A 23,621-nucleotide genomic window follows, 5' to 3' on the forward strand; every position below is an offset into this window, starting at 1 on the left:
CACTATTCCGGCACGTCCGCACACTTTTGAGCGCTCGGGGGACCTACTCTGCCCGCGCTGTTGACGGCGACGGTGATACACACGCGATCGCCCGGCTCTGCTGCCACAACAAAGGTGCTTGTCCTCTGCTGCACCGGCGGGGCCGAATCCGCCGAAACCTGGAACGTATCGGCGGATCCGATGCCCGGATCTGACCAGGAGAATTCGACGGTGTCACCCTCGACGCGCGCCTCGATGTCCGATACAGCCAAGGTGCCGGTTCCCGCCGACTGAACGAGGATGACCGTCGCGAACACACCGAGCCCGACAACGAGCGCGGCGACTCCGACAAGAGCCCACGCGAGCGCCGTCAACCCGCGGCCCGCGACGGGGCGCAAAGAGTTGCCACTCGGCGCTGCGACGGGGTCTTCCTTGATGATCGTGCCGACGGAACTGAACTCAGTGTCGCCACCGCGACGGCGACGGCGCCGCTGGGCAACCGACGATGGTGTGGGGTTGCCTCCCTTGATGACCGTGCGGTCTTCGAGATCGGCGACAGTCGAGGACGCCCAATCGTCCACGGCGATCTCGATGGGTGTCTGTGCGACACCCATCTCGCTCTCAACGCTCTGCAGTTCGCGCACGAGTTCCATGACGCTCGCCTGTCGGGACTCGGGACGCCTCGACATCGCTCGCGCCAGTGCTCGCTCGAGCGACGGAGGAACGTCGGGCCTGCCGATGGGCAAGACCTTCGCGCGATTGATCCGAGAGATCAGATCGGCGGATTTATTGGATTGACCGGGAACCTCGAACGGGGAGCGTCCGGCCAGAAGCGAATACACCGTGGCTGCGAAGGCCCACACCTCACTCGCGATGGTGCCAGCCGTCTCATCCATGAGCACTTCGGGCGCCGACCACGGTATCGACATGCCGACGGCTTCCCGCTCACCGGATTCGGCGAGCGTCGCGGCGATTCCGAAGTCCGAGAGAACCGGATGCCCGTAGGCCGTCACGAGGATGTTGGACGGCTTGATGTCCCGGTGGAGCACACCGGCGCGATGCGCGGTCTCGATGGCGCTTCCGATTTTGACACCGATCCGCAGCACGTCGGCCACGGGGAGCCGCTCGCTGCGATAGCGCTGACTGAGCGACGAGGAACACAACTCCATGACGAGATACGGCCGACCGTCGGACGACACCCCAGCCTGGTACACGGTGAGGATCGACGGATGCGCCGACAGCTGCGCCATGAGATTCGCCTCCGCTTGGAACATCTGGCGAACCTGATCGTTGACCACCTCGGCGAGCATGACTTTGACGGCGACCTGTCGTCGCGGCATGTTCTGCTCGAAAAGGAACACGTCGGCGAATCCACCGGACCCGAGCACGTGCACGTGCGAGAACCCCGGGAGGATGGGTGGTTGAGAGGGCAGTCTGCGCGCCACAAACACCCCCTGGACACTCCGGACGACTTCCCTAGTGTAAGTCGCCGTATTCCAGGCGCGGGCCTGTGTCCTCTGAAATGAGGACACAGCAGTCCCCCCACTTCGGGGCTAGGGCGACACTTCCGCCCGAGGTTGGGTGTCCTCGAAGTCCGACGGCTCCGGCGCAGACAGCACATCAACGACAATCGCCGTGATGTTGTCCCTGCCACCTTCGGCGAGCGCGGCATCGATGAGGGCCCCCGCAGTCTCCTCCGGAGATAGCCCGGCCGCGAGGTGCAAGCGGATGCGATCCGCGGAGACTTCCTTGGTCAGCCCGTCGGAGCACACGAGCAAGCGCAGGCCCGTTCTGGCGGGAATCATCCAGTAATCCGCCATGGGCGGCACACCGAACCCGACCGCGCGTGTGATGACGTTGCTGTCGGGGTGGAACTCGGCGTCCTCGGCAGACAGTGCACCGGACTCGATGAGTTCCTGCACAACCGAGTGGTCCACGGTGACCTGTGTGAGCTCGTTGCGCTCGAAGGCGTAGACCCGGCTATCGCCGATGTTGAAGACGGCGAAGAATGGGTCTCCCGATTCGAGGACGAGTACCGCCCCGGTTGCCGTCGTGCCAACGCCGAGAAGACTGTCCGCCGCGATCACCGTAATGTCGTCGGTTGCCGCGGTGAGGGCTCGCTCAACGTCGGCGAGCGTAGTGAAATCTCCGACGACCGTTTCGGCGAGACGCTCGACAACCGCAGCACTCGCGAGGTCGCCGGCGGAGTGACCGCCCATTCCGTCGGCTACAACAAAAGCGGGAGCCTGTGCGAGAAAGCTGTCCTCGTTGGCGGTGCGCCGCTTGCCCGTGTCCGTCGCGGCCGCCCACGAGAGTGTCACGACGCCGTCCGAGCCGGGAACCGCGACAGTGTGAGCGATCGCGGACGCGCCGATCTCCGTCACGCGTGTGCCCCCGTCATTCCCGTGGCAACCGGAGTGGGCGCCACTACGTATACGACGATATCGTCTCCGAGGTCGATGCGTGTGCCAGCTGACACGGTGACGGACTCGCGCTGGCGAAGGGTGCGCGGCACAAGCCCCGGTACGTGGACTACCGTCCCGTTGGTTGATCCGAGATCGGTCACCACGATGGCGCCGCCCACCTGTCTCAGCTCGACGTGGGTGGACGAGACCTCTCTTCGGGGAGATTCGACGGTCACCAGTCGCGGTGGCAGTCCCGTGATGATTCTCGGAGCGCGAGGGCGCCGACCGATGAGGCTCGGAACGTCGAGCGGGATGAGAGCACCCGCTTCGCCGATGCGAATGGCGAAGTGTCGCGAGGATCCGCGCGGGGCGGACGTGAGTTTCGGGGGCGCGGGAGCGTCGGGAGGCGGCGATTCCTGAGCGGACTGCTGCTGCGGGGGCGCATCTTCCACGGGCTGGCTCGCGGGGCGAGGACCGCGCACGACCGTGTCATCGAGATCGGTGCCATCAATGGATGGCGACGTCCCTCGCACACGGATGACCGTGTCGTCGAAGTCCTCGGTCATGACGTCAGCTTAGGCAGTGCGGAAGGAACGTGCGTCAGCCGATGAACGACATGACGTGCTTGATCCTCGTGTAGTCCTCGAATCCGTAGCTCGACAGGTCCTTGCCGTATCCCGAGTGCTTGAACCCACCGTGCGGCATCTCGGCAACAAGCGGAATGTGCGTGTTGATCCACACACATCCGAAGTCGAGGTGCTTGGCGAAGCGCATGGCACGGGCGTGATCCTTCGTCCAGACACTCGACGAGAGGCCGTAGCTGACACCGTTGGCCCACTCCAGTGCCTGCTTCTCGTCCGTAAAGCTCTGGACGGTGATGACGGGTCCGAAGATTTCGTTCTGGATCGCGTCATCCGTTTGCTCGAGACCCGAGACAATAGTCGCCTCGAGAAAGTACCCCTTGTCACCCTGACGCTTGCCGCCGAGCTCCACGATTGCGTGGTCGGGAAGGGCATCGATGACACCCGACACACGCTCGAACTGGCTGGCATTGTTGACGGGACCAAACAGGATGCCGTCGTCGCTCGGAGCACCCGTCTTGGCATTGTCACGGGCCCAGGCGACCATGGCTGCGACAAATTCGTCGTGAATCGACTGGTGCACGAGCACACGGGTCGCGGCCGTGCAGTCCTGGCCGGCGTTGAAGTACCCGGCGATGCCGATGCCCTCGACGGTGGCTTCGATGTCGGCGTCTTCGAAGACCACAACGGGGGCCTTGCCACCCAGCTCCAAATGAACCCGCTTGAGATCGGATGCGGCAGCCTTCGCGACCTCCATACCTGCGCGCACCGAGCCCGTGATCGAGACCATCTGCGGAGTGCGGTGATCGATCATGCGGGCGCCCGTGGTCCGGTCTCCCGTGATGACGTTGAGCACACCGGGCGGAAGGAACTCGGCCGCGACCTCCGCGAGGAGGAGTGTCGACGATGGCGTCGTGTCACTCGGCTTCAGCACGGTTGTGTTTCCCGCGGCGATCGCCGGTGCGAACTTCCAGACGGCCATGTTGAGCGGGTAGTTCCACGGAGTCACCTGGCCGATAACGCCGATGGGCTCGCGACGGATGCTCGACGTGTGGTCCTTCATGTACTCGGCCGTCGCCATCCCGGAGAGGTGGCGAGCCTCACCCGCGAAGAAGCGGATCTGGTCGACCGAAAGCATGATCTCGTCCTCGACGAGGGATGCCCGGGGCTTGCCGGTGTCCTTCGATTCGACATCGGCGAACTCTTCGGCGCGGGCCTCCATGGCATCGGCGATACGGAACAACGCGAGTTGTCGCTCGGCGGGAGTCGTCTCCCCCCACTCCTCGAACGCGGCAGCGGCCGCCGCGAACGCGTCATCGACATCGGCCTGGCCGGACACCGGCGAGCTCGCGTACTGCTCCTCCGTGGCGGGGTCGATGACGGCGAAACTCTCGTCGCCCTTGGCCGATACGAACTGACCGTTGATGAAGTTCTTGATCTCCGATGCGCTCATGGCACTAACCTAACGCGCGCGTCGGCCGTGGGCCACCCTCCTGGCTATCGATTTCAGCAGAAAAAGTGCTCGACTCGTGCGGAATCGCTTGTATGCAGCCTTTCTCGCTGACAGAATCAAGCCATGAGCGCTGCTCCCCGTCCTTCGACGTCCAAGCCGGTACAGCTCGACGATGTCTCCAAGGGCATCATCGAGCAATTGCAGAACGATGGACGCCGGTCCTACGCCGAGATCGGCAAGGCGGTGGGGCTGAGCGAGGCGGCCGTCCGGCAGCGGGTCCAGAAGCTCACCGAAGCGGGAGTGATGCAGGTCGTCGCTGTGACCGATCCGATGCAGCTGGGTTTTTATCGCCAAGCGATGGTCGGAATCTGCGTCACCGGCGACACCACCCGCGTCGCCGAGCAATTGGGCCAGCTCGCAGCGGTCGATTACGTCGTTCTGACGGCTGGCAGTTTCGACATTCTCGCCGAAGTCGTGTGCGAGAACGATGACGACCTCATCGACCTGCTCAACAAACAGATCCGCAATATCGAAGGCGTGCAGTCGACAGAGACCTTTGTGTACCTCCGACTGCACAAGCAGTTCTACAACTGGGGAACTCGCTAGGTCCCTGACGAAACAGAAAGAACGATAACCATGGCCGACATCGACGAGGCCTCGCTCCAGCAGAAGGCCAAAGACCACCTCTGGATGCACTTCTCCCGGCAATCCGTGATGGAGGACGGTCACGGCGTGCCCATCATCACGCGCGGTGAAGGTCACCACATCTGGGACTCCGCCGGGCGAAAGTACATCGACGGCCTGAGCGGCCTCTTTGTCGTCAACGCGGGGCACGGCCGACGGCGCCTCGCGGAGGTCGCTGCCCGGCAGGCGGAAGAACTCGCGTTCTTCCCGATCTGGTCGTACGCGCATCCGAGTGCCATCGAACTCGCCGATCGCCTCGCGGACTACGCTCCCGGCGACCTCAATCGAGTTTTTTTCTCCACGGGCGGCGGCGAGGCCGTTGAGACGGCCTTCAAACTCGCGAAGTACTACTGGAAGCTCCAGGGACGACCAACGAAGCACAAGGTCATCTCGCGCTCCATCGCCTATCACGGCACCCCGCAGGGTGCTCTCGCAATCACGGGCATCCCCGCGATGAAGGAAATGTTCGAACCGGTCACCCCTGGCGGCTTTCGGGTGCCGAACACCAACTTCTATCGGGCCGAGGAGATGGGTTTTGTGCCGTCCGGTACCGGAGACGACGAGTACGAGTTCGGGCAGTGGGCCGCGGGGCGCATTGAAGAGATGATCCACTTCGAGGGCCCGGAGACCGTCGCAGCAGTCTTCCTCGAACCGGTGCAGAACTCCGGTGGATGCTTCCCCCCGCCGCGAGGCTACTTCGAGCGGGTGCGCGAAATCTGCAACAAATACGACGTGCTTCTCGTCAGCGACGAGGTGATCTGTGCATTCGGGCGCATCGGTCAGGTTTTCGCGTGTGACGCGTACGGCTACGTACCCGACATGATCACGTGCGCGAAAGGGATGACGAGTGGCTACTCCCCCATCGGTGCCACCATCGTGTCCGACCGGGTGTATGAGCCCTTCCGTCACGGCAACACCGCCTTCTATCACGGCTACACCTTCGGCGGACATCCGGTCTCGGCAGCGGTCGCCCTCGAAAACCTCACCATCTTCGAGGAAGAGGGTCTCAACGAGCGTGTTCGCGAGAACTCGCCACTGTTCCGTGCAGCCCTCGAGCGTCTGAACGATCTCCCGATCGTCGGGGACGTGCGAGGCGACGGGTACTTCTTCGGAATCGAACTCGTCAAAGACAAGGCAACAAAACAGACCTTCGACGAGGACGAGTCGGAGCGGCTGCTGCGAGGTTTCCTCTCCAAAGCCCTGTTTGATGCCGGTTTGTACTGTCGAGCAGACGACCGCGGTGATCCCGTGATCCAGCTGGCACCGCCGCTGACCATCGGTCCCGCCGAGTTCGACGAGATCGAGGGGATTCTGCGCGGGGTCCTCACGGAGGCATGGACGCGGCTGTAGGGCGCTACCGAGGTCTCAGCTTCTGGCACGACTCTGTACCGGACGACCTCACGCCCCGAGCGCCGCTCCCCGGCGACATCGACGCCGATGTCGCCATCATCGGTGGAGGTCTCACGGGTCTCTGGACGGCGTGGTACCTGCTCGATCGCGACCCGACACTTCGCGTTGTTGTACTCGAGAAGGAGGTCGTCGGATTCGGCGCGTCGGGGCGAAACGGCGGATGGTGCAGTGCCCTCTTCCCGCGCAGCACCGAATCGCTCGTACGCGCTCACGGCCTCGAGGCCGCGCTGGCCATGCGCAGGGCGATGATCGAGACGGTCGACGAAGTTGGCCTGGTCACGGCATCCGCTGGCCTGGATATCAACTACGTCAAGGGTGGCACCGTCGCGTTCGCGCGCTCTGCCGCGCAGTGGCGATCCGCCCAGGATGAGGTGGCGGATGCCGCGCGTTACGGCGTCGATCAGCTCGAGCTCTGGGGGCCCGAGAGAGTTCGGGCGGCGGGAGCTCGCGGCGCGAGCTTCGATCCGGCGTGCGCCCGCATCCATCCCGCTCGGCTCGTTCGGGGACTGGGGCGCCTCCTTGAGGGCCGCGGGGCGACGATCTTCGAAGGCACCGAGGTCACCGGTTATACGGCCGGGGAGGTCACGACGGCGGGCGGGCGCGTACGGGCCGAGACGGTCGTGAGAGCCCTCGAGGGCTATACGGCCTCACTTCGCCAAGATCATCGCGCGATTCTCCCCCTGTACTCGCTCATGATCGCGACCGAACCGTTGAGCGAGGCCGTGTGGGATGAGATGGGCATCTCGCACGGCCAGACCTTCACCGACCATCGGCACCTCGTGATCTACGGTCAGCGCACCGCCGACAACCGGATCGCCTTCGGGGGACGAGGCGCCCGATACCACTGGGGCAGCGCGATTCGCGACGGATACGATCGTGTGGATCGTGTGTTCGATCACCTCTCCAACACGCTCCGATCGCTCTTTCCCGGGATCGGGTCGCCGGAAGTCACACACCGCTGGGGCGGTCCACTCGGTGTCCCGCGGGATTGGCACGCCTCGGTGACGTGGGACCGTCGCACGCGCATCGCCACCGCCGGTGGTTATGTGGGTGATGGGCTGAGCACAACAAACCTCGCGGGTCGCACACTCGCCGATCTCATCGTCGGACACTCGACAAACCTGACACGACTTCCCTGGGTAGACCATCACTCGCCGACGTGGGAACCCGAACCACTGCGGTTCATCGGAGCGAATGCGGGTCTCCTCGCCATGACCGCGGCCGACGCGGAAGAGCGGGTGACAGGAAAGCCGTCCATCGCGGCTCGGGTGATGGCACCGTTGGTCGGTGGCTCCTAAAAATTCTCGTTGACGCGTCCACTTTTTTGGGAATGTTCTCAAACTCCATGTACTTGCATGGAAGTATGACTATCACCACGGACATCCATCCCCAGTACACCGTCGGCACCTGGAAGCTTGACCCCACCCACTCCGAGGTTTCCTTTTCGGTCAAGCACCTCATGATTTCGAAGGTGCGCGGCACGTTCGAAACCTTCGACGTGACGATCGTGACGGCCGAGAACCCGGCAGACAGCACCATCGACGCCACAATCGACGTGGCATCGGTGAACACCGGTGTCGAGGCGCGCGACCAGCACCTTCGTACGAGCGATTTTTTCCTCGTCGAGGAGCACCCCGAGATGGTTTTCCACTCGACCGAGTTCACGGGAACCCCTGACAACTTCACCGTGACCGGAGACCTCACCCTTCGCGGCGTGACCAAGCCCGTTGTACTCACGGGAGAGTTCGGCGGACTCATCGTTGACGGATACGGACAGACGAGGGCCGGAGCGACCGCGACAACCAAGATCAACCGCCACGACTTCGGCGTCAGTTGGAACAACGCGCTCGAGGGTGGCGGCGTCACCCTCGGAGACGACGTGACCATCAATCTCGACCTTCAGGTAGTTCTCCAGCCGTAGCGGCTTCTCGTCGGGGTCGAGGGCGATCCTCGGCCCCGACGAGTTCTACGGCTCCTCCCCCATCGAGCAGGCGTGACGTCGATCCTCAGGTCCGATATCCGCGAGAAGCACGTCGGTTGAGGGCGTTAGCCTCGTCCCATGCCCAGCCGAACCCTTCGTCCAAGTCCACCTCCGTTCCTGCGCCGAATCGACTCCCCGATCGGCCGTATCGAGATCGGTAGCGACGGTCAGTCGATCGTGTCGCTCTCGATCGAACGCGACGGACATCTGCCGTGGGAAGAGAAAGACGAGGCGAACGCGCCCGTTCTCGACGGCGCAATAACGCAGCTTCGCGAGTACTTCGTGGGGCAACGTCGCGAGTTCGATCTGCCCGTTGTTATGGTGGGCACCGAGTTCCAGCGGTCCATCTGGGATCAGCTGTCGAACGTTCCGTTCGGCGAGGTGGCATCGTATGGCGAGCTCGGCATTGCCACCGGTCGAGCGACCGCCGGTCGCGCCGTCGGCGGAGCGGTCGGCGCCAACCCCATCCCCCTTATCGTGCCGTGCCATCGTGTGCTCGCCTCGAACGGCAAGATCACCGGATACAGCGGAGGCAACGGCATCCCCACCAAAGTGTGGCTCCTCGACCACGAGGGGATACCGCATCTGTGAGCGGCGTCACGGTGGGGGCCGACGGAATTTCACGCTGCGCGTGGGCCGGGAACGACTCGGAATACCTTCGCTACCACGACGAAGAGTGGGGCTATCCCCTCCACGGTGACCGGCCGCTCTTTGAGAAGATTTCGTTGGAAGCGTTCCAAGCTGGTCTGTCCTGGATCACAATTCTCAAACGTCGAGACGGTTTTCGCGCCGCGTTTGACGGCTTCGACGCCGCGATCGTGGCGGGCTACGGCGAGGATGACATCGCACGACTCATGGCGAACGAGCGCATCATCCGTAATCGCGCCAAGATCCTTGCCACCATCGGCAACGCACGGGCTACGCGTCGACTCGCGGAGGAGGGCGACAACGCGCTCGACGAACTCATCTGGTCCTTCGCACCGCCCGAGCGTGCAAAGCGACCATCATCGCTCGCCGAGATTCCTGCTGTGACCGCCGAGTCCACTGCCCTCAGCGCCGAACTTCGCGCCCGCGGATTCCGATTCGTCGGCCCCACAACGATGTACGCACTCATGCAATCGGCAGGACTCGTCGATGATCACGTCGTGGGATGCTTCCGAGCCCGCTAAACCGCGACGAGCTCCAGCTCACCCTCGCGACCGCGCTCCAGCCGATGACCCGAGCCGTGTGCCCATTCGAGCAAACTCTCCGCGGTCGGATGCTCGACCCCAGCCTCGACGATCGCCCGAACGAACTCGCCCTTCGCCTTCTTGTTGAAGTGGCTGAGTGCCTTTCTGCGGCCGTCGGCGCCCTCGCTCACCACGCGCACATAAAGCCCGTCGGACGACACCGGGCCGAGCGCGGCGTACGCCTCAGAACGCAGGTCGATCACGAGGCCGCGGCGTAGCGCAAGAATCTCCGAGATAGGCCCACGCCAAAGGCCCCGCAGGGGTGTCTTCGGAAGTCTCGAATTGTGCGAGAGCCGATACGCGGGAATCCGGTCGTCGGCCGACAGCAGCCCAAAGAGAGCCGAGTGAATCGCGACATGCTCGCGCGCGAACGCACGCGCCGCGTCACTCAACTCGCCGGCCGCGAGTCCGTCGTACAGCACGCCGGTATAGCGATCGATCGCCGGCATCGTTGCGGAACTCGTGAGGGCACGATTGCGCTCCACCTCAATACCCTGCTGAGGACCGAGCCCGAGAGCGGTGAACGAGCGTTCCGAATCGGTCGAGAGTTCAACGAGCGCCGACACTGCGCGAGATCGCGGCTCCGTCAGTTCCGGGAACGACAGCGAGCCGAGATCGAGCGGAAGACCGTCGCCTCCGTCACGCTTCGTCTCGGACGGAGGAAGAAGGACAAGCACCTAGGACTGGAGAAACGCGACGGCGCGTTCGACGTTGGTGCCAAGAGGCTCGACCGAATCCAGAGTGATGCGTGCGATCGCAGCGCTCTCCCCGGTCCACTCGGAGTAGTCGTCGAGACTCTGCTCGACCGCGTTCCACGTGAGCTGAATGTGCGGCATACTCCGCCGCCACGATTCGATCCGCTCGCGGTGCAAGTCGGGGTCCGAGCAGACAACCTCGATGAACCGGATGGGCTCGCCGGTGCGAGCAGCCAGGTGCACCCATTGCTCGCGAGCGGGGGCAACCGCGTTCACCGCATCGATGAGGACTCCGGTGCCAGCCTCCAGCACGCGCTCCGCGAGCGTTTCCGCCACGAGATATGCCGCGAGACCGGTTGGCTGGTCGCTCGCGATCCCCGCTTGAAGGATCGCCGTCTCGATCGGGTCGACCGGCACGACGGGGATGCCCAGACGGCTCGCCACAACCTGACCGATCGTGGACTTACCAGTGCCGGGCAAACCCGCCATGACCACAAGCATGACTAGACCGTAGTCGCCAATTCGGCGTCGCGCGCGACAACCGTGACCGTGTCGTGCTCGACCGAAAGGAATCCATCGTCGGCGCTCGCGCGAACAACGCTGCCGTCGACCGTCGTGACACGGACCTCACCGGTCGCGAGGATCGCGAGAAGAGGCTCGTGACCGGGCAGGATTCCAATCTCACCCTCGGTCGTGCGCGCGATGATCTGCTTCGCCTTGCCCGACCACACCTCGTGGTCGGCAGAGACAACGCTCACGGTGAGTTCGGCCATGATTAGCCGTTCTCCTTCTGGATGCGAGCCCACGCCTCTTCGACGTCCGAGATCGCACCGACGTTGAAGAACGCCTGCTCTGCCACGTGGTCGAAGTCACCGCGAACGATCGCGTCGAACGACTCGATGGTCTCCTTGAGCGGAACGGTCGAACCCTCGACACCCGTGAACTTCTTGGCCATGTAGGTGTTCTGCGAGAGAAACTGCTGGATGCGGCGCGCACGCGACACCGTGATCTTGTCCTCTTCGGAGAGCTCGTCGACACCGAGGATGGCGATGATCTCCTGGAGTTCCTTGTTCTTCTGCAGGATCGCCTTGACGCTGGTCGCGACGCGGTAGTGGTCCTCACCCAAGTAACGGGGGTCCATGATGCGGCTCGTCGAGGTCAGGGGGTCCACCGCAGGGTAGAGACCCTTCGACGCGATCTCACGGCTGAGCTCCGTGGTCGCATCGAGGTGCGCGAACGTCGTTGCCGGAGCCGGGTCGGTGTAGTCGTCAGCAGGAACGTAGATCGCCTGGAGCGACGTGATCGAGTGACCACGAGTCGAGGTGATGCGCTCCTGAAGGAGACCCATCTCGTCGGCGAGGTTCGGCTGGTATCCCACGGCCGACGGCATACGACCGAGAAGGGTCGACACCTCGGAACCGGCCTGCGTGAAGCGGAAGATGTTGTCGATGAAGAGCAGAACATCCTGCTTCTGCACGTCACGGAAGTACTCGGCCATCGTGAGCGCGGAGAGCGCGACACGAAGTCGCGTTCCCGGCGGCTCATCCATCTGACCGAAGACAAGTGCCGTCTTGTCGAAGACGCCCGCCTCTTCCATCTCACCGATGAGGTCGTTGCCCTCACGGGTGCGCTCGCCGACACCGGCGAACACGGACACACCACCGTGGTCCTGCGCGACGCGCTGAATCATTTCCTGGATGAGCACGGTCTTACCGACACCGGCACCACCGAAGAGGCCGATCTTTCCACCCTGCACGTAGGGGGTGAGGAGGTCGATGACCTTGATGCCGGTCTCGAAGAGCTCGGTCTTCGACTCGAGCTGGTCGAATGCCGGGGGCTTGCGGTGGATCGGCCAGCGCTCGGTAATCTCGAGCTTCTCGCCGGGCTCACCGTTGAGCACCTCACCGATGACGTTGAACACCTTGCCCTTGGTGATGTCGCCAACGGGAACCGTGATCGGCTCGCCCGTGTCGCGCACCTCCTGGCCACGAACGAGGCCGTCGGTCGGCTTCAGTGCGATGGCGCGGACCAGGTCGTCACCGAGGTGCTGTGCTACCTCGAGCGTGATCTCCTGCGTGCCCTCACCGAGAGTGACGGTGGTCTTGAGCGCGTTGTAGATGCCGGGAATCGCGTCGTGCGGGAACTCGATATCGACAACGGGGCCGGTGACGCGCGCAATACGCCCGACGCCGGTCACTGCGCCGGCCTCTGGGGCCTTCTTCGTAGCGGTAGCCATGATCTGTTCTCTTCCTTGTATGAACTACTTCGCCGAGGCGAGGGCGTCTGCGCCGCCCACGATCTCGGAAATCTGCTGGGTGATCTCGGACTGGCGCGCGTTGTTGGCCAGCGTCGTGTACGTCTTGATGAGCTTGTCTGCGTTGTCGCTCGCGGCCTTCATCGCCTTCTGCGTCGCGGCGTGCTTAGCAGCGGCCGACTGGAGCATGGCGTTGAAGATGCGGCTTTCGATGTAGACGGGAAGCAGGGCATCCAGCACATCGCCAACTTCGGGCTCGAACTCGTAGAGAGGCAGCACTTCGCTCTCGGCGGGAGCCTCAACACCCTCGACGACCTCGAGCGGGAGGAGGCGGACAACCTCGGGCTCCTGGACCAGCATGCTGACAAAGCGGTTGTAGACGATGTGAATCTCGTCGACTCCGCCTTCGCTGGCAGGCTGAAGGAACTTGGCCACAACCGCGTCACCGATCTCTTTCGCAGTAGCGAACTCCGGAGAATCCGTTCCCCCGGTCCAGATCTGCTCCGCATCACGACGACGGAAGGCGAAGTACCCGGCGGCCTTACGACCGACGAGGTAGTAGACGACCTCCTTGCCCTCACCCTGCAGGCGCGCAGCGAGCTCGCCTGCCTCGCGAAGCACGTTCGCGTTGAACGCTCCCGCGAGACCACGGTCCGAGGAGAAGATGACGATCGCGGCGCGATCGATCGTCTCCGGCTCGGTCGTCAAGATGTGGTCGACGTTCGAGAAGGTCGCGACCGCCGAGACCGCGCGCGTGACGGCACGGGAGTAGGGGCCGGATGCCGCCACCCGCTGCTGCGCCTTCTGAATGCGCGACGCGGAGATGAGCTCCATGGCCCGAGTGATCTTCTTGGTCGTCTGGGCAGCACGGATTTTCTGCCGGTAGACCCGAAGTTGCGCTCCCATGTCTTACTTGCTTTCCCTTGAGTGTGGTTGCCGGTTGATAATCAGCGCTTTTGCTTGACGATGCGCTCTTGCTCGATCTCCTCGGGCTCGATCTCCTCGAAGACCTCGGTACCCACGGAGTTCAGCGGCTTGCCCTCACCGGTCTGGAACTCGAGCTTGAACTTGTCGACCGCCGCCTCGAGCTCAGCAACCGTGTTGTCGTCGAGGACGTTCGTGTCGCGGAGGGTGTCGAGCACCTTCGTGTTGCGGCCCAGGTAGTCGTGGAGTTCTGCCTCAAAACGAAGGATGTCCTCAACCGGGACCTCGTCGAGCTTGCCGTTCGTGCCTGCCCAGATCGAGACGACCTGCTTCTCAACCGGGAACGGCGAGTACTGCGGCTGGCGGAGCAGCTCGGTGAGGCGTGCACCGCGAGCGAGCTGACGGCGGGACGTGGCATCCAGGTCGCTTGCGAACATCGCGAATGCCTCGAGCGAGCGGTACTGGGCGAGCTCGAGCTTGAGTGTTCCCGAGACCTTCTTGATCGACTTGACCTGAGCGTCACCACCGACGCGCGACACCGAGATACCGACGTCCACGGCGGGGCGCTGGTTGGCGTTGAACAGGTCGGACTGAAGGAAGATCTGGCCGTCGGTGATCGAGATCACGTTGGTGGGAATGTACGCGGAGACGTCGTTGGCCTTGGTCTCGATGATCGGAAGACCGGTCATCGAACCCGCACCGAGCTCGTCGGAGAGCTTGGCGCAACGCTCGAGCAGACGGGAGTGCAGGTAGAAGACGTCACCCGGGTAGGCCTCACGTCCCGGCGGACGACGCAGGAGGAGCGAAACGGCGCGGTAGGCCTCGGCCTGCTTCGACAGGTCATCGAAGATGATGAGGACGTGCTTGCCGCCGTACATCCAGTGCTGGCCGATGGCCGAACCGGTGTAGGGGGCGAGGTACTTGAACCCGGCGGGGTCGGATGCCGGAGCAGCAACGATCGTTGTGTACTCCATGGCGCCGGCCTCTTCGAGCGCACCCTTGACGGCCGCGATCGTCGAGCCCTTCTGACCGATGGCGACGTAGATGCAACGAACCTGCTTGTTCGTGTCGCCCGACTCCCAGTTGGCCTTCTGGTTGATGATCGTGTCGATCGCGATGGCCGTCTTGCCGGTCTGGCGGTCACCGATGATGAGCTGGCGCTGGCCGCGGCCGATCGGGATCATGGCGTCGATGGCCTTGATACCGGTCTGCATGGGCTCGTGCACACTCTTACGCTGCATGACGCCGGGAGCCTGGAGCTCGAGCTCACGACGACCCTCCGACGCGATCTCGCCGAGACCGTCAATGGGCGCTCCGAGCGGGTCGACTACGCGGCCGAGGAAGCCGTCGCCGACGGGAACGGAGAGGACGTCACCCGTGCGGGTAACCTCCTGGCCCTCCACGATGCCGGTGAACTCACCGAGCACGATGGCGCCGATCTCGTTCTCGTCGAGGTTGAGGGCGAGGCCCGCTGTTCCGTCCGCGAAGCGGAGGAGCTCGTTGGCCATCGCGCCCGGGAGGCCCTCGATGTGGGCGATGCCGTCACCGGCATCCACGACGGTGCCGACCTCGGTCGCCGCCGCCTTGCCGGGCTCGTACGCCTTGACGAAGTCCTGGAGCGCATCGCGGATCTGATCCGGGCTGATGCTGAGTTCTGCCATTGTGGTTGTGCCTTCCGTGGAAAGTGACGGCCGCTAGGACGCGAGCCGAATCCTGAGGTCTGTGAGGCGGGTGGAGACGCTGCCGTCGATGACATCGTCACCGATCTGAACGCGGAGACCGCCGATGATCGAGGGGTCGATGACCTGGTTGATGAGCAGGTCGCGACCGTGCTGCTTGGCCAGACCGGCACGAAGGCGGTCGAGCTGAGCTGCGCTGAGAGGGGCTGCCGACACAACAGTCGCGACGGAGAGGCCCGCCTCATCCGCGACGATGGATGCGGCGCTGCGCACGAGTTCGCCGATGCGACGGCCACGCGGCTGCTGCACGAGGTGATTGACGATCGCGACGGTCTGCTTGCTCGCGCCGCCGAGGAGCGAAGTCACCAGGCGTGACTTCGACTCGGGAGAACCGAGCTTGCTGCCGACGGCGAGTTCGAGTTGTGCATCCGACGACACCGCGGAGCCGAACGAGAAGAGCTCGTTCTCGACCGAGACACCCTTGGCTGCCGATCGAGCGGCCGCGCGAATGGCGATCTCCTCGATCCCGGAGAGCAGGTCGTCCTGCGTCGACCAGCGCGACCCCGCGATCTCCGCGAGGAGCGTGACGGCAGGAGCCGAAAGTGAGGAGAAGAGGCTCGAAATAACGGCCTTCTTGTTCTCAGCGGCAGCCGCCGGGTCGGCGAGCACGGCGCGCAGTTGCGCCGACGTGCCGATGACCCGTCCGGCCTCGAACAGGTCGTTCGCCGTCGTCAGGCCGTCAGTGGAGGGCACGGCCGACAGCGCGGACCGCGCGGCCTCCAGTGCTTCCCTCGTCGCTGAACCCATTTACTTCGCCTTGCTCTTCTCGTCGTTCTCCAGGTCGGCCAGGAACTGGTCGACGAGGGCTGCAGCCTTCTTGTCGTCGCTCAGGCTCTGCCCGATGACACCCGATGCCAGGTCGATCGCAAGCGATCCGACCTCGGTGCGCAGGGATGCGACAGCTGCCTGACGCTCTGCCTCGATCTGGGCCTGAGCCGTCGCGGTCACGCGCGCGGCCTCGACCGACGCCTGCTCCTTGAGCTCAGCGATGATCTTGTTGCCGTCGGCGCGAGCCTGCTCACGAATGGCGGCAGCCTCGGCGCGACCCTCCGCAAGCTTCGCGTTGTACTCCTCGAGGGCGGCGGCAGCTTCGGCCTGAGCGATCTCGGCCTTCTTGATGCCGCCTTCGATGGCCTCCGCGCGGGCATCCAGCGTCTTGTTGATCGTGGGAAGGAACTTCCACACGAAGAAGATGAGGATGATCGCGAAGCAGACAGCGGACCAGATGATGTCGTAGACCGCCGGGATCAGCGGGTTCGGCGACTCTTCTGCTGCTGCGGCGAGGATTGCGGTGAGCATCCTTGCCTCCTTTGCGGGTACTGAGGCTTACGGGAAGGGGATGAAGGCGACGGCGATCGCGATGAACGCCAGGGCCTCGGTGAAGGCGATACCGAGGAACATGAGGCCGGTGAGGCGACCCTGCAGCTCGGGCTGGCGGGCGACCGACTCGACGGTCTTGCCAACCACGATTCCCACGCCGATGGCGGGGCCGATGGTCGCGATGCCGAAGGCGATCGGGGCGATGTGACCTGTCAGTTCAGCGAGGTTCACGAGTGTTTCCTTCCGTGGATATGACCTTGGCGGTTGCCAGGGCCGGCTTAGTGCTCTTCAGCCAGCGCGAGCTGGATGTAGACGGCGGTGAGGTAGGTGAAGACGTAGGCCTGCAGCACGGCGACGAGAAGCTCGAAGATCGTGAAGATGAAGCCGAAGGCGAGGGTTCCCGCACCGAACAGGGTGAAGGGCAGGTCGGTCGAGAAGAAGAAGAACTGCGTCGCCGAGAAACACAGCACGAGCAGCATGTGGCCCGCGACCATGTTCATGAGAAGACGAATCGAGAGGGTGACCGGCCGAAGGATGAAGGTCGAGAGGAACTCGATGGGCGTGATGATGAAGTACAGCGGCCACGGCACACCCGACGGGAAGAGCGAGTTCTTGAAGAACGCGCCGGGGTGCTTCTTGATTCCCGCGTACATGAAGGCGACGTAGGACACGATCGCGAGCACGATGGGCAGACCGAATACCGAGCTACCGGCGAGGTTGATACCCGGGATGATTCCCGTGAGGTTCATTCCCACGATGAAGAAGAACATCGTCACGAGCAGCGGAAGGAATCGCTTGCCGTCCTTCTCTCCGAGGGCGCCGTAGACGATGTTGTCGCGCACGAAGCCGTAGGCGAACTCCAGCACGGACTGACCGCGACCCGGGATGACCTTCATTCGACGAGTGCCGAGCCAGAACAGCAGCAGCAACACGGCGACAACGAAGAACCGGATCAGGATGACACGGTTGATCTCGAAGACCGTGCCCTCGAAGAAGATGACAGGCGGGAAGAAATCCTCCAGCGAGGGCCCGTGGAACTCTCCGCCGGATCCGTCATCTGTGGCGAACGGGGCGAGGAGAGTGAGAGCGTGGTGTAGCAGCGCTATCTCCGAAAATCGGGGCGTGTTACCACGCGGCGATGAGAAGGGGGATGTTCGCGTCAAACACTATCAAGAGATAGCGCCCTGACCCAATCGGGGACGCATTCACTATTACTTAGGGGTCGTGCGCGATTCATTCGAGGGATCACCGGGCAACGGGACGTCCCCGACGTAGGGCACTCGCGCCCCAACGAAGGCGATGACATCGACCACCAGGCTGCCGATGACGGCCGCGAGGATCGCGAAGAAGAACACGAGCGGCTCGAGGAAAGGCTGGCCCCGCAGCAGCAGCAGGATCGCGATGAACAACACGAACTTGATGAGCCAGCCGCCGAGAACGATGCCGAAAAACAGGACGCTCGACGGCTCGTTTTTCGTGACCTTCGCGCCAACGACGATCGTGGCGGCCGTCAGAGCCATGAACAACGCCGTGAGACCGGCTCCGAGCAGTCCGGAGACGAGGCCGGGTGTACCCGCGACGAGGAAGCCCACGATCGAGCCGACAATGGCGATCGCCACCGTGAGAATCGCACCGAAGACGAGGGCGCGAGCAAGGATGGTCGCGGATTTCATGATGTGGCCTTTCGGGGCGCGGTTTGGGGTGCCGTGGAGTCGAGGTCGAGATCATCGTCGGATTCGGATTCGGATGCAGCGTCGAGACCGTCGAAGCGCGCATCATCCGACCCCTCCTTCGCCGCTGCCTGGGCGGCGAGCTCGAGCGCCTTGTGGCGACTGAGCGGCGCGAGCGTGATCACGGTGCAGATGGCGAGGCCCACGGCAATGAACAGCGTGGGGAGATACCAGGGCAGAAACACGTAGCCGAGGGACCCGACCGCCACCACGAGAGTCCAGCCGTAGAAGAGCAGCACGGCGTGGAGGTGCGAGTGCCCCATGTCGAGGAGGCGGTGATGCAGGTGCTTTCGGTCCGCGGAGAAGGGCGACTTGCCAGCCCTCAAGCGGCGGACGATGGCCATCCCGAAATCCAGCAACGGCACGATGAGCACAGCGAAAGGCAGAAGGATCGGAATGTAGGCCGCTAGGAAGTAGGCGTTGAAGATATCCGGTTGCGCGATGATGCCGGGGTCAACGGCACCGGTCACCGAGATGGCAGATGCCGCCATGAGGAGTCCGACCAGGAGAGCTCCAGCGTCACCCATGAACAACTTGGCCGGGTGGAAATTGAGCGGCAGGAAGCCGATACACGCGCCAATGAGCACCGCGGTCGTGAGCGAGGCGAGATTGAAGTACTCGGTCTGCGCTCGCGCCTGCAGGATGTAGACGTACACGAAGAACACACCGTTGGCGATGAGTGCGACACCGGCAACGAGACCGTCGAGACCGTCGATGAAGTTGATCGCATTCATCACGAGCACGATCGCCAAGATCGTGATGATGAGGGACACGTAGGGCGAGACAATCACCTGGCCGCCGATGGGCAACGTCGACAGCTGGAAGCCCTGCCAGGCGAGGAGACCGGCCGCAATGATCTGGCCGGCGAGTTTGGTGAGCCAATCCAGATCCCACAGGTCGTCGGCGACACCGAGGAGCACGATGATGAGGGCAGCACCGAGAAGGCCAAGCACCGGGGCCGGGTCCGCGTACACGAGGCTCAGTTGTGGGATGAACGATGCCGCACCGAAGGCGGCGAGCACACCAAGAAACATGGCGACGCCACCCAACCGGGGCGTAGGCGTCGTGTGAACGTCACGTTCCCGGATGCCCGGATAGAGCTTGTACTTCGTCGACAGACGCCAGATCAACCACGCGAGCCCGAAGGTCACGACGGCCGAAATGCCCGTCACGAGCACGTAAAAAACTATTCGCACCGGTCCCCCAGGATCGCCCGGATGTCCGACGACGGGATGGCACCCTCCCGCACGATGCGCGCGCGCCCACCGGGAGTGCTGAGGCCCGTGGCATCCACGATGGTGGAGGCCACCGTTCCGCCGAGGCCGCCGTCGAGGTAGACGGCAACCGAGTCGCCGAGCATCCGTTCCGCTTCTTCTGCCGTCGTCGCGGCGGGGTCACCGGTCGTGTTGGCGCTGGAGACGGCAAGGGGGCCGGTCTCCGAGAGCAGTTCGAGCGCGATCGGATGCGACGGCATCCGCAAGGCGACCGTGCCCTTGGTCTCGCCCAAATTCCAGTTCAGGGTGCTGCGTGCGGTGAGGATCACGGTGAGCCCTCCGGGCCAGTACTCCGCCACGAGCGCTCGCACCTCGTCGGGGACCGACTCGGCGAGGGCATCGAGTGTGGGAATACCCGGAATGAGCACGGGAGGCGGGGCAGCAAGCGTGCGGCCCTTGGCGGTAACGAGCTTCTCCACGGCGCTCGGCGAGAACGCGTCGGCGGCGACTCCGTACACGGTGTCGGTGGGGATAACGACGAGATCGCCGCGGCCGATGGCCGCACGCGCCAAGCGCATGCCGGTGAGAAGTTCAGCCTCCACCGAGCAATCGAAAACTGGGGCCATGGTGCCCTCATCGTACCGGCAGGCGCACCGAGGGACCTGTGACGGCGCCCACTGCTGGCAGACTGATGGGGCCGTGGACTACTACTTCTTCGATCTCGACAAGACGCTGTACGCGTACGATTTCCGCCGACGACTCCCTGCGCTGGCCGAGCTCACCGGCTCGAGCCAGTACCACCTCGCCCGTTCGTGGTGGGCAGACGGGTACGAAGCACGCGCAGAGGTCGGCGAGTGGGGAACGGCCGACGAATACCTCGACCACTTTGCACTCGTCACGCACACACGGAGGCTGTCGCTCGAGGAGTGGGCATCGGCGCGGGCTCGAGCAATGACACGCATCGACGGCAGCGTCGCGGCGCTCAGGAGGGCCTCACAGCTCGGAGCGGTGTCGCTGCTCTCCAACAACCCCGCGGCGACCGCGGCCGCACTCCCCCTGCTGGTGCCCGACGTCATCGAGATACTCGGGGGCAACGTGCTCGTGAGTTCCTCGCTCGGAGCAAAGAAGCCCGACGAACTCGCCTACCTCCGCGCGCTAGGCGCGTACGGCATCGAATCGAAGGATGCCTTCTTCGCCGACGACTCCGCAGCCAATTGTGCGGGTGCAGCCGCCGTCGGGATCACCGCACACCACTTCACTCAGCTCAACGGCGTTTACCAGACAGACGCTCTGCTCACCGCGATCGAGGAGTTCGCCGCCCGATGACTCTGCTGTTCATCTTCGACATGGACGACGTGCTGTACGACTACGACTGGAGTGTGCGGATGCGCGCACTCACCGATCTGACGGGCCACGACCTCGCCGAGCTGCGGCGACGATGGTGGCATGACGACGGCGAGTGGGCAGCGGAGGCTGGCCGCTTCGCGTCGCCGGATGACTACCTCGACGCGGTGCGCCGTGCGCTGGAGTTCGACATCGACGAGGACGAGTGGGTGCGCATCCGCGGAGCCGCGATGACGCCGTTCCCGGAGTCGATCGACGCCGTACGCCGCGCGGCCGAGCTCGGGCAGGTCACACTCCTCACCAACAACGGACCGCTCATCTCCAAACACCTGCGCACGGTTGCTCCCGCGCTGACGGACGTGTTCGGCGAGCACCTGTTCACCTCCAGCGACTACGGAGCGCGCAAGCCCGAGCGGGAGGTGTTCGAGCGCGTACTCGAGTCGTATGGTGTGCCGGCATCCGACGCCTTCTTCGCTGACGACCTCGCCATCAATATCGCGGGTGCTCGGAGCGTTGGCATCACCTCGCACCTTTTCACGGAACCGTCCGGCATGCGCCGGGCAATCGAGGAGTTCGCCGCCGCGCACGCGTGATGGCGCTGCGAGCAGCAGATTTGGTTGCGCGAAGGTTTGGGTTCGTCGCGCTCGTATGAACTCACGCGCAGTGAACAAACCTGCGCGCGCGGTGCGACGCTGAGCGACGTCCCCGTGGTTAGCGGAGGGCCGTCGTCGCTCGGTCGCGGCCGGTGAGGTCGCGGTGGTGGGCTACCGCGGTCCACCCGTCCGCGCTGAGGAGCGCGGCGATCGGCGCGGCCTGCAACTCGCCGTGCTCGAGAACGAGAGTGCCACCCGGGCGGAGCAGGTCCAGCGCCCGACGCGAAACCTGCCGCACGACATCCAGGCCGTCCTCGCCGCCGTAGAGGGCTAGCTCCGGATCGTGGAAACGAACCTCCGGATCGCGCGGAATAGCGCGCTGCGGGATGTAGGGGGGATTCGAGATGACGACATCCACGAGACCGTTGAGTTCGGGGAGAGCCTCGGCAAGGTCGTGGAAGACGGGAGTGGCGTTGTCGGCACCGACGGAGCGGAAGTTCTGGCGCGTCCACACATACGCCTTGGGTGATACTTCGACCCCGAAGACCCGCGCGTGCGGAACTTCCGTCGCCATAGCTAGAGCGATCGCGCCGCTACCCGTGCCCAAGTCGACAGCGACGGGCTCGGCGGATGCAACGGACCGAAGAGCATCGATGGCGTACTGCACCACGACTTCCGTTTCGGGCCGAGGCACAAAGACCCCGGGACCGACCGCCAGTTCGAGTGAACGGAAATATGCCACACCGGTGATGTGCTGCAGAGGCTCCCGTGCTGCGCGGCGCTCAACGAACTCAGCGAACGCGATCGCCTCGTCGGGGCCGAGGGCGGCCTCCGTGATAACGCGAGCCTGAACACCACCCCGGCTGATGCCCAGCACGTGCCCGACGAGGAGTTCGGCATCCACGCGCGCACCGGGCACTCCGGCACTCTCGAGGATCGCGGTGGCGCGGTCTACGGAATCTCTGAGGTTCATTGCGGGAAGGGCGAGCGCCCGTGGGGTTCGGGTTAGGAGTCGTTTCCGAGGTCGGCGAGACGCGCTTCCTCGTCCGCTGTGATGCAGGACTGGATGACGGGCTCGAGCGCGCCGTTCATCACGGCGTCGAGGTTGTAGGCCTTGTATCCGGTGCGGTGATCGGCGATGCGGTTCTCGGGGAAGTTGTACGTGCGGATACGCTCCGAGCGATCCATCGTGCGAATCTGACCCTTGCGGAACTCGGCGGCCTCGGCGTCGGCCTTCTCCTGGTGGTGGGCGAGGATGCGAGCGCGCAGGACGCGCATCGCGGCCTCACGGTTCTGGAGCTGGCTCTTCTCGTTCTGCATGGCCACGACGATCCCGGTCGGGAGGTGCGTGATGCGCACCGCAGAGTCCGTCGTGTTGACGGACTGGCCACCGGGGCCGCTCGAACGGTAGACGTCGATCTTGAGATCGTTCTGGTTGATCTCGACCTCTTCGGGCTCGTCCACCTCGGGGAAGACGAGCACGCCGGCAGCCGAAGTGTGAATGCGGCCCTGCGACTCCGTCGCGGGCACACGCTGCACGCGGTGGACACCACCCTCGTACTTGAGGTGGGCCCACACACCCTCGGCGGGGTCGCTCGAGGTGCCCTTGAACGCGACCTGGACGTCCTTGATGCCACCGAGATCGCTCGAGGTCTGCTCAATGATCTCGGTCTTCCACTTCTTCGACTCGGCGTAGTGGAGGTACATCCGCAGGAGGTCACCGGCAAAGAGCGCCGACTCGGCACCACCCTCGCCCATCTTGATCTCCATGATGACGTCACGGGAATCGTTGGGGTCGCGCGGGATCAGGAGGCGTCGAAGCTTTTCCTGTGCCACTTCGAGCGATTCGGTCAGACCGGGGATCTCGGCTGCGAAGGACTCGTCCTCCGCCGCCATCTCGGTGGCAGCGGCGAGATCATCCGTCAGCTGGTTCCACTCGCGGTACGCGGCAGCGATGCGCGACAACTCGGCATAGCGGCGGTTGACCTTTTTGGCCCTGACCGGGTCTGAGTGGAGATCGGGGTCAGCGAGCTGGCCCTCTAGCTCATCATGTTCGGCCAGCAGCGGTTGCACTGACTCGAACATG

At 64.2% G+C, this 23,621-nt stretch carries 27 protein-coding genes; 8 read left to right on the forward strand and 19 right to left on the reverse strand.

Annotation, left to right across the window (positions count from 1 at the left end):
• Positions 1–2: 2 nt before the first annotated feature.
• The 4 genes from LH407_RS02235 to LH407_RS02250 form a co-directional block, all read right to left on the reverse strand.
• Positions 3–1,424 carry a serine/threonine-protein kinase gene (locus tag LH407_RS02235; RefSeq protein WP_322132918.1) on the reverse strand — a complete coding sequence of 474 codons (1,422 nt, stop codon included), beginning with the start codon at positions 1,422–1,424 and terminating at the stop codon, positions 3–5.
• 108 nt (positions 1,425–1,532) lie between these two features.
• On the reverse strand, positions 1,533–2,363 hold the full coding sequence (locus tag LH407_RS02240; RefSeq protein WP_322132917.1) for a PP2C family protein-serine/threonine phosphatase: 831 nt from the start codon (positions 2,361–2,363) through the stop codon (positions 1,533–1,535).
• On the reverse strand, positions 2,360–2,950 hold the full coding sequence (locus LH407_RS02245; protein ID WP_322132916.1) for an FHA domain-containing protein: 591 nt from the start codon (positions 2,948–2,950) through the stop codon (positions 2,360–2,362). The genes LH407_RS02240 and LH407_RS02245 overlap by 4 nt, the downstream gene beginning before the upstream one ends.
• 34 nt (positions 2,951–2,984) lie before the next feature.
• Positions 2,985–4,418, reverse strand: coding sequence for a gamma-aminobutyraldehyde dehydrogenase (locus LH407_RS02250; RefSeq protein WP_322132915.1), 1,434 nt, complete (start codon positions 4,416–4,418; stop codon positions 2,985–2,987).
• A 123-nt stretch (positions 4,419–4,541) separates the two neighbouring features.
• On the opposite strand from LH407_RS02250, the gene LH407_RS02255 reads away from it, so the two are divergent.
• From LH407_RS02255 to LH407_RS02280, 6 genes are all read left to right on the forward strand, one after another.
• The gene (locus tag LH407_RS02255; protein WP_322132914.1) at positions 4,542–5,024 is read left to right on the forward strand and encodes an Lrp/AsnC family transcriptional regulator; all 483 of its coding nucleotides are present in this window, start codon (positions 4,542–4,544) and stop codon (positions 5,022–5,024) included.
• A gap of 30 nt (positions 5,025–5,054) precedes the next feature.
• Positions 5,055–6,452, forward strand: a complete 1,398-nt coding sequence (locus LH407_RS02260) for an aspartate aminotransferase family protein (RefSeq protein ID WP_322132913.1) — start codon at positions 5,055–5,057, stop codon at positions 6,450–6,452.
• Positions 6,437–7,810, forward strand: coding sequence for an NAD(P)/FAD-dependent oxidoreductase (locus LH407_RS02265; RefSeq protein ID WP_322132912.1), 1,374 nt, complete (start codon positions 6,437–6,439; stop codon positions 7,808–7,810). The genes LH407_RS02260 and LH407_RS02265 overlap by 16 nt, the downstream gene beginning before the upstream one ends.
• Before the next feature lie 65 nt (positions 7,811–7,875).
• On the forward strand, positions 7,876–8,433 hold the full coding sequence (locus LH407_RS02270; RefSeq protein WP_322132911.1) for a YceI family protein: 558 nt from the start codon (positions 7,876–7,878) through the stop codon (positions 8,431–8,433).
• A 138-nt stretch (positions 8,434–8,571) separates the two neighbouring features.
• The gene (locus LH407_RS02275; RefSeq protein ID WP_322132910.1) at positions 8,572–9,084 is read left to right on the forward strand and encodes a methylated-DNA--[protein]-cysteine S-methyltransferase; all 513 of its coding nucleotides are present in this window, start codon (positions 8,572–8,574) and stop codon (positions 9,082–9,084) included.
• The gene (locus LH407_RS02280) at positions 9,081–9,662 is read left to right on the forward strand and encodes a DNA-3-methyladenine glycosylase I (RefSeq protein WP_322132909.1); all 582 of its coding nucleotides are present in this window, start codon (positions 9,081–9,083) and stop codon (positions 9,660–9,662) included. Before LH407_RS02275 ends, LH407_RS02280 begins: the two co-directional genes overlap by 4 nt.
• Here LH407_RS02280 and LH407_RS02285 read toward each other — a convergent pair.
• From LH407_RS02285 to LH407_RS02345, 13 genes are read right to left on the reverse strand one after another with little or no spacing between them, the layout of a single operon-like run.
• A complete protein-coding gene (locus tag LH407_RS02285) occupies positions 9,659–10,399 on the reverse strand; it encodes a YaaA family protein (protein ID WP_322132908.1) in 741 nt (246 codons plus the stop codon). The two genes, LH407_RS02280 and LH407_RS02285, sit on opposite strands and share 4 nt — an antisense overlap.
• Positions 10,400–10,918 (reverse strand): AAA family ATPase, encoded by a 519-nt coding sequence (locus LH407_RS02290; RefSeq protein WP_322132907.1) that lies wholly within the window; start codon positions 10,916–10,918, stop codon positions 10,400–10,402.
• Positions 10,919–10,920: 2 nt separating this feature from the next.
• Positions 10,921–11,190 carry a F0F1 ATP synthase subunit epsilon gene (locus LH407_RS02295; protein WP_322132906.1) on the reverse strand — a complete coding sequence of 90 codons (270 nt, stop codon included), beginning with the start codon at positions 11,188–11,190 and terminating at the stop codon, positions 10,921–10,923.
• Between the two features lie 2 nt (positions 11,191–11,192).
• Complete coding sequence (gene atpD / locus LH407_RS02300) at positions 11,193–12,653, reverse strand: F0F1 ATP synthase subunit beta (protein ID WP_322132905.1); 1,461 nt, start codon at positions 12,651–12,653, stop codon at positions 11,193–11,195.
• Positions 12,654–12,677: 24 nt separating this feature from the next.
• Positions 12,678–13,577, reverse strand: coding sequence for a F0F1 ATP synthase subunit gamma (locus LH407_RS02305; protein ID WP_322132904.1), 900 nt, complete (start codon positions 13,575–13,577; stop codon positions 12,678–12,680).
• A gap of 41 nt (positions 13,578–13,618) precedes the next feature.
• Positions 13,619–15,256, reverse strand: a complete 1,638-nt coding sequence (gene atpA, locus LH407_RS02310) for a F0F1 ATP synthase subunit alpha (RefSeq protein ID WP_322132903.1) — start codon at positions 15,254–15,256, stop codon at positions 13,619–13,621.
• Between the two features lie 33 nt (positions 15,257–15,289).
• Positions 15,290–16,081 carry a F0F1 ATP synthase subunit delta gene (locus tag LH407_RS02315; protein WP_322132902.1) on the reverse strand — a complete coding sequence of 264 codons (792 nt, stop codon included), beginning with the start codon at positions 16,079–16,081 and terminating at the stop codon, positions 15,290–15,292.
• Positions 16,082–16,633 carry a F0F1 ATP synthase subunit B gene (locus LH407_RS02320; protein WP_322132901.1) on the reverse strand — a complete coding sequence of 184 codons (552 nt, stop codon included), beginning with the start codon at positions 16,631–16,633 and terminating at the stop codon, positions 16,082–16,084.
• A 27-nt stretch (positions 16,634–16,660) separates the two neighbouring features.
• The gene (gene atpE, locus LH407_RS02325; RefSeq protein ID WP_179496337.1) at positions 16,661–16,885 is read right to left on the reverse strand and encodes an ATP synthase F0 subunit C; all 225 of its coding nucleotides are present in this window, start codon (positions 16,883–16,885) and stop codon (positions 16,661–16,663) included.
• A 47-nt stretch (positions 16,886–16,932) separates the two neighbouring features.
• Positions 16,933–17,817 (reverse strand): F0F1 ATP synthase subunit A, encoded by an 885-nt coding sequence (gene atpB, locus LH407_RS02330; RefSeq protein WP_407650611.1) that lies wholly within the window; start codon positions 17,815–17,817, stop codon positions 16,933–16,935.
• 48 nt (positions 17,818–17,865) lie between these two features.
• Positions 17,866–18,327 carry a hypothetical protein gene (locus LH407_RS02335; protein ID WP_322132900.1) on the reverse strand — a complete coding sequence of 154 codons (462 nt, stop codon included), beginning with the start codon at positions 18,325–18,327 and terminating at the stop codon, positions 17,866–17,868.
• Positions 18,324–19,574, reverse strand: a complete 1,251-nt coding sequence (locus LH407_RS02340; RefSeq protein ID WP_407650653.1) for an MraY family glycosyltransferase — start codon at positions 19,572–19,574, stop codon at positions 18,324–18,326. Before LH407_RS02340 ends, LH407_RS02335 begins: the two co-directional genes overlap by 4 nt.
• Positions 19,571–20,224 (reverse strand): L-threonylcarbamoyladenylate synthase, encoded by a 654-nt coding sequence (locus LH407_RS02345; protein WP_322132898.1) that lies wholly within the window; start codon positions 20,222–20,224, stop codon positions 19,571–19,573. The genes LH407_RS02340 and LH407_RS02345 overlap by 4 nt, the downstream gene beginning before the upstream one ends.
• 73 nt (positions 20,225–20,297) lie before the next feature.
• Here LH407_RS02345 and LH407_RS02350 point away from each other — a divergent pair, with 73 nt between their 5' ends.
• On the forward strand, positions 20,298–20,924 hold the full coding sequence (locus LH407_RS02350; RefSeq protein ID WP_322132897.1) for an HAD-IA family hydrolase: 627 nt from the start codon (positions 20,298–20,300) through the stop codon (positions 20,922–20,924).
• Complete coding sequence (locus tag LH407_RS02355) at positions 20,921–21,535, forward strand: HAD family hydrolase (RefSeq protein WP_322132896.1); 615 nt, start codon at positions 20,921–20,923, stop codon at positions 21,533–21,535. Before LH407_RS02350 ends, LH407_RS02355 begins: the two co-directional genes overlap by 4 nt.
• A 118-nt stretch (positions 21,536–21,653) precedes the next feature.
• Here LH407_RS02355 and prmC read toward each other — a convergent pair whose 3' ends face one another.
• Positions 21,654–22,508 (reverse strand): peptide chain release factor N(5)-glutamine methyltransferase, encoded by an 855-nt coding sequence (gene prmC, locus LH407_RS02360; RefSeq protein WP_322132895.1) that lies wholly within the window; start codon positions 22,506–22,508, stop codon positions 21,654–21,656.
• Positions 22,509–22,540: 32 nt separating this feature from the next.
• Positions 22,541–23,620: a peptide chain release factor 1 gene (gene prfA / locus LH407_RS02365; protein ID WP_322132894.1), complete on the reverse strand. Its 1,080-nt coding sequence runs from the start codon at positions 23,618–23,620 to the stop codon at positions 22,541–22,543.
• Position 23,621 lies beyond the last annotated feature (1 nt).

The sequence above is a fragment of the Antiquaquibacter oligotrophicus genome (assembly GCF_020535405.1).
Taxonomy (GTDB): domain Bacteria; phylum Actinomycetota; class Actinomycetes; order Actinomycetales; family Microbacteriaceae; genus Rhodoglobus; species Rhodoglobus oligotrophicus.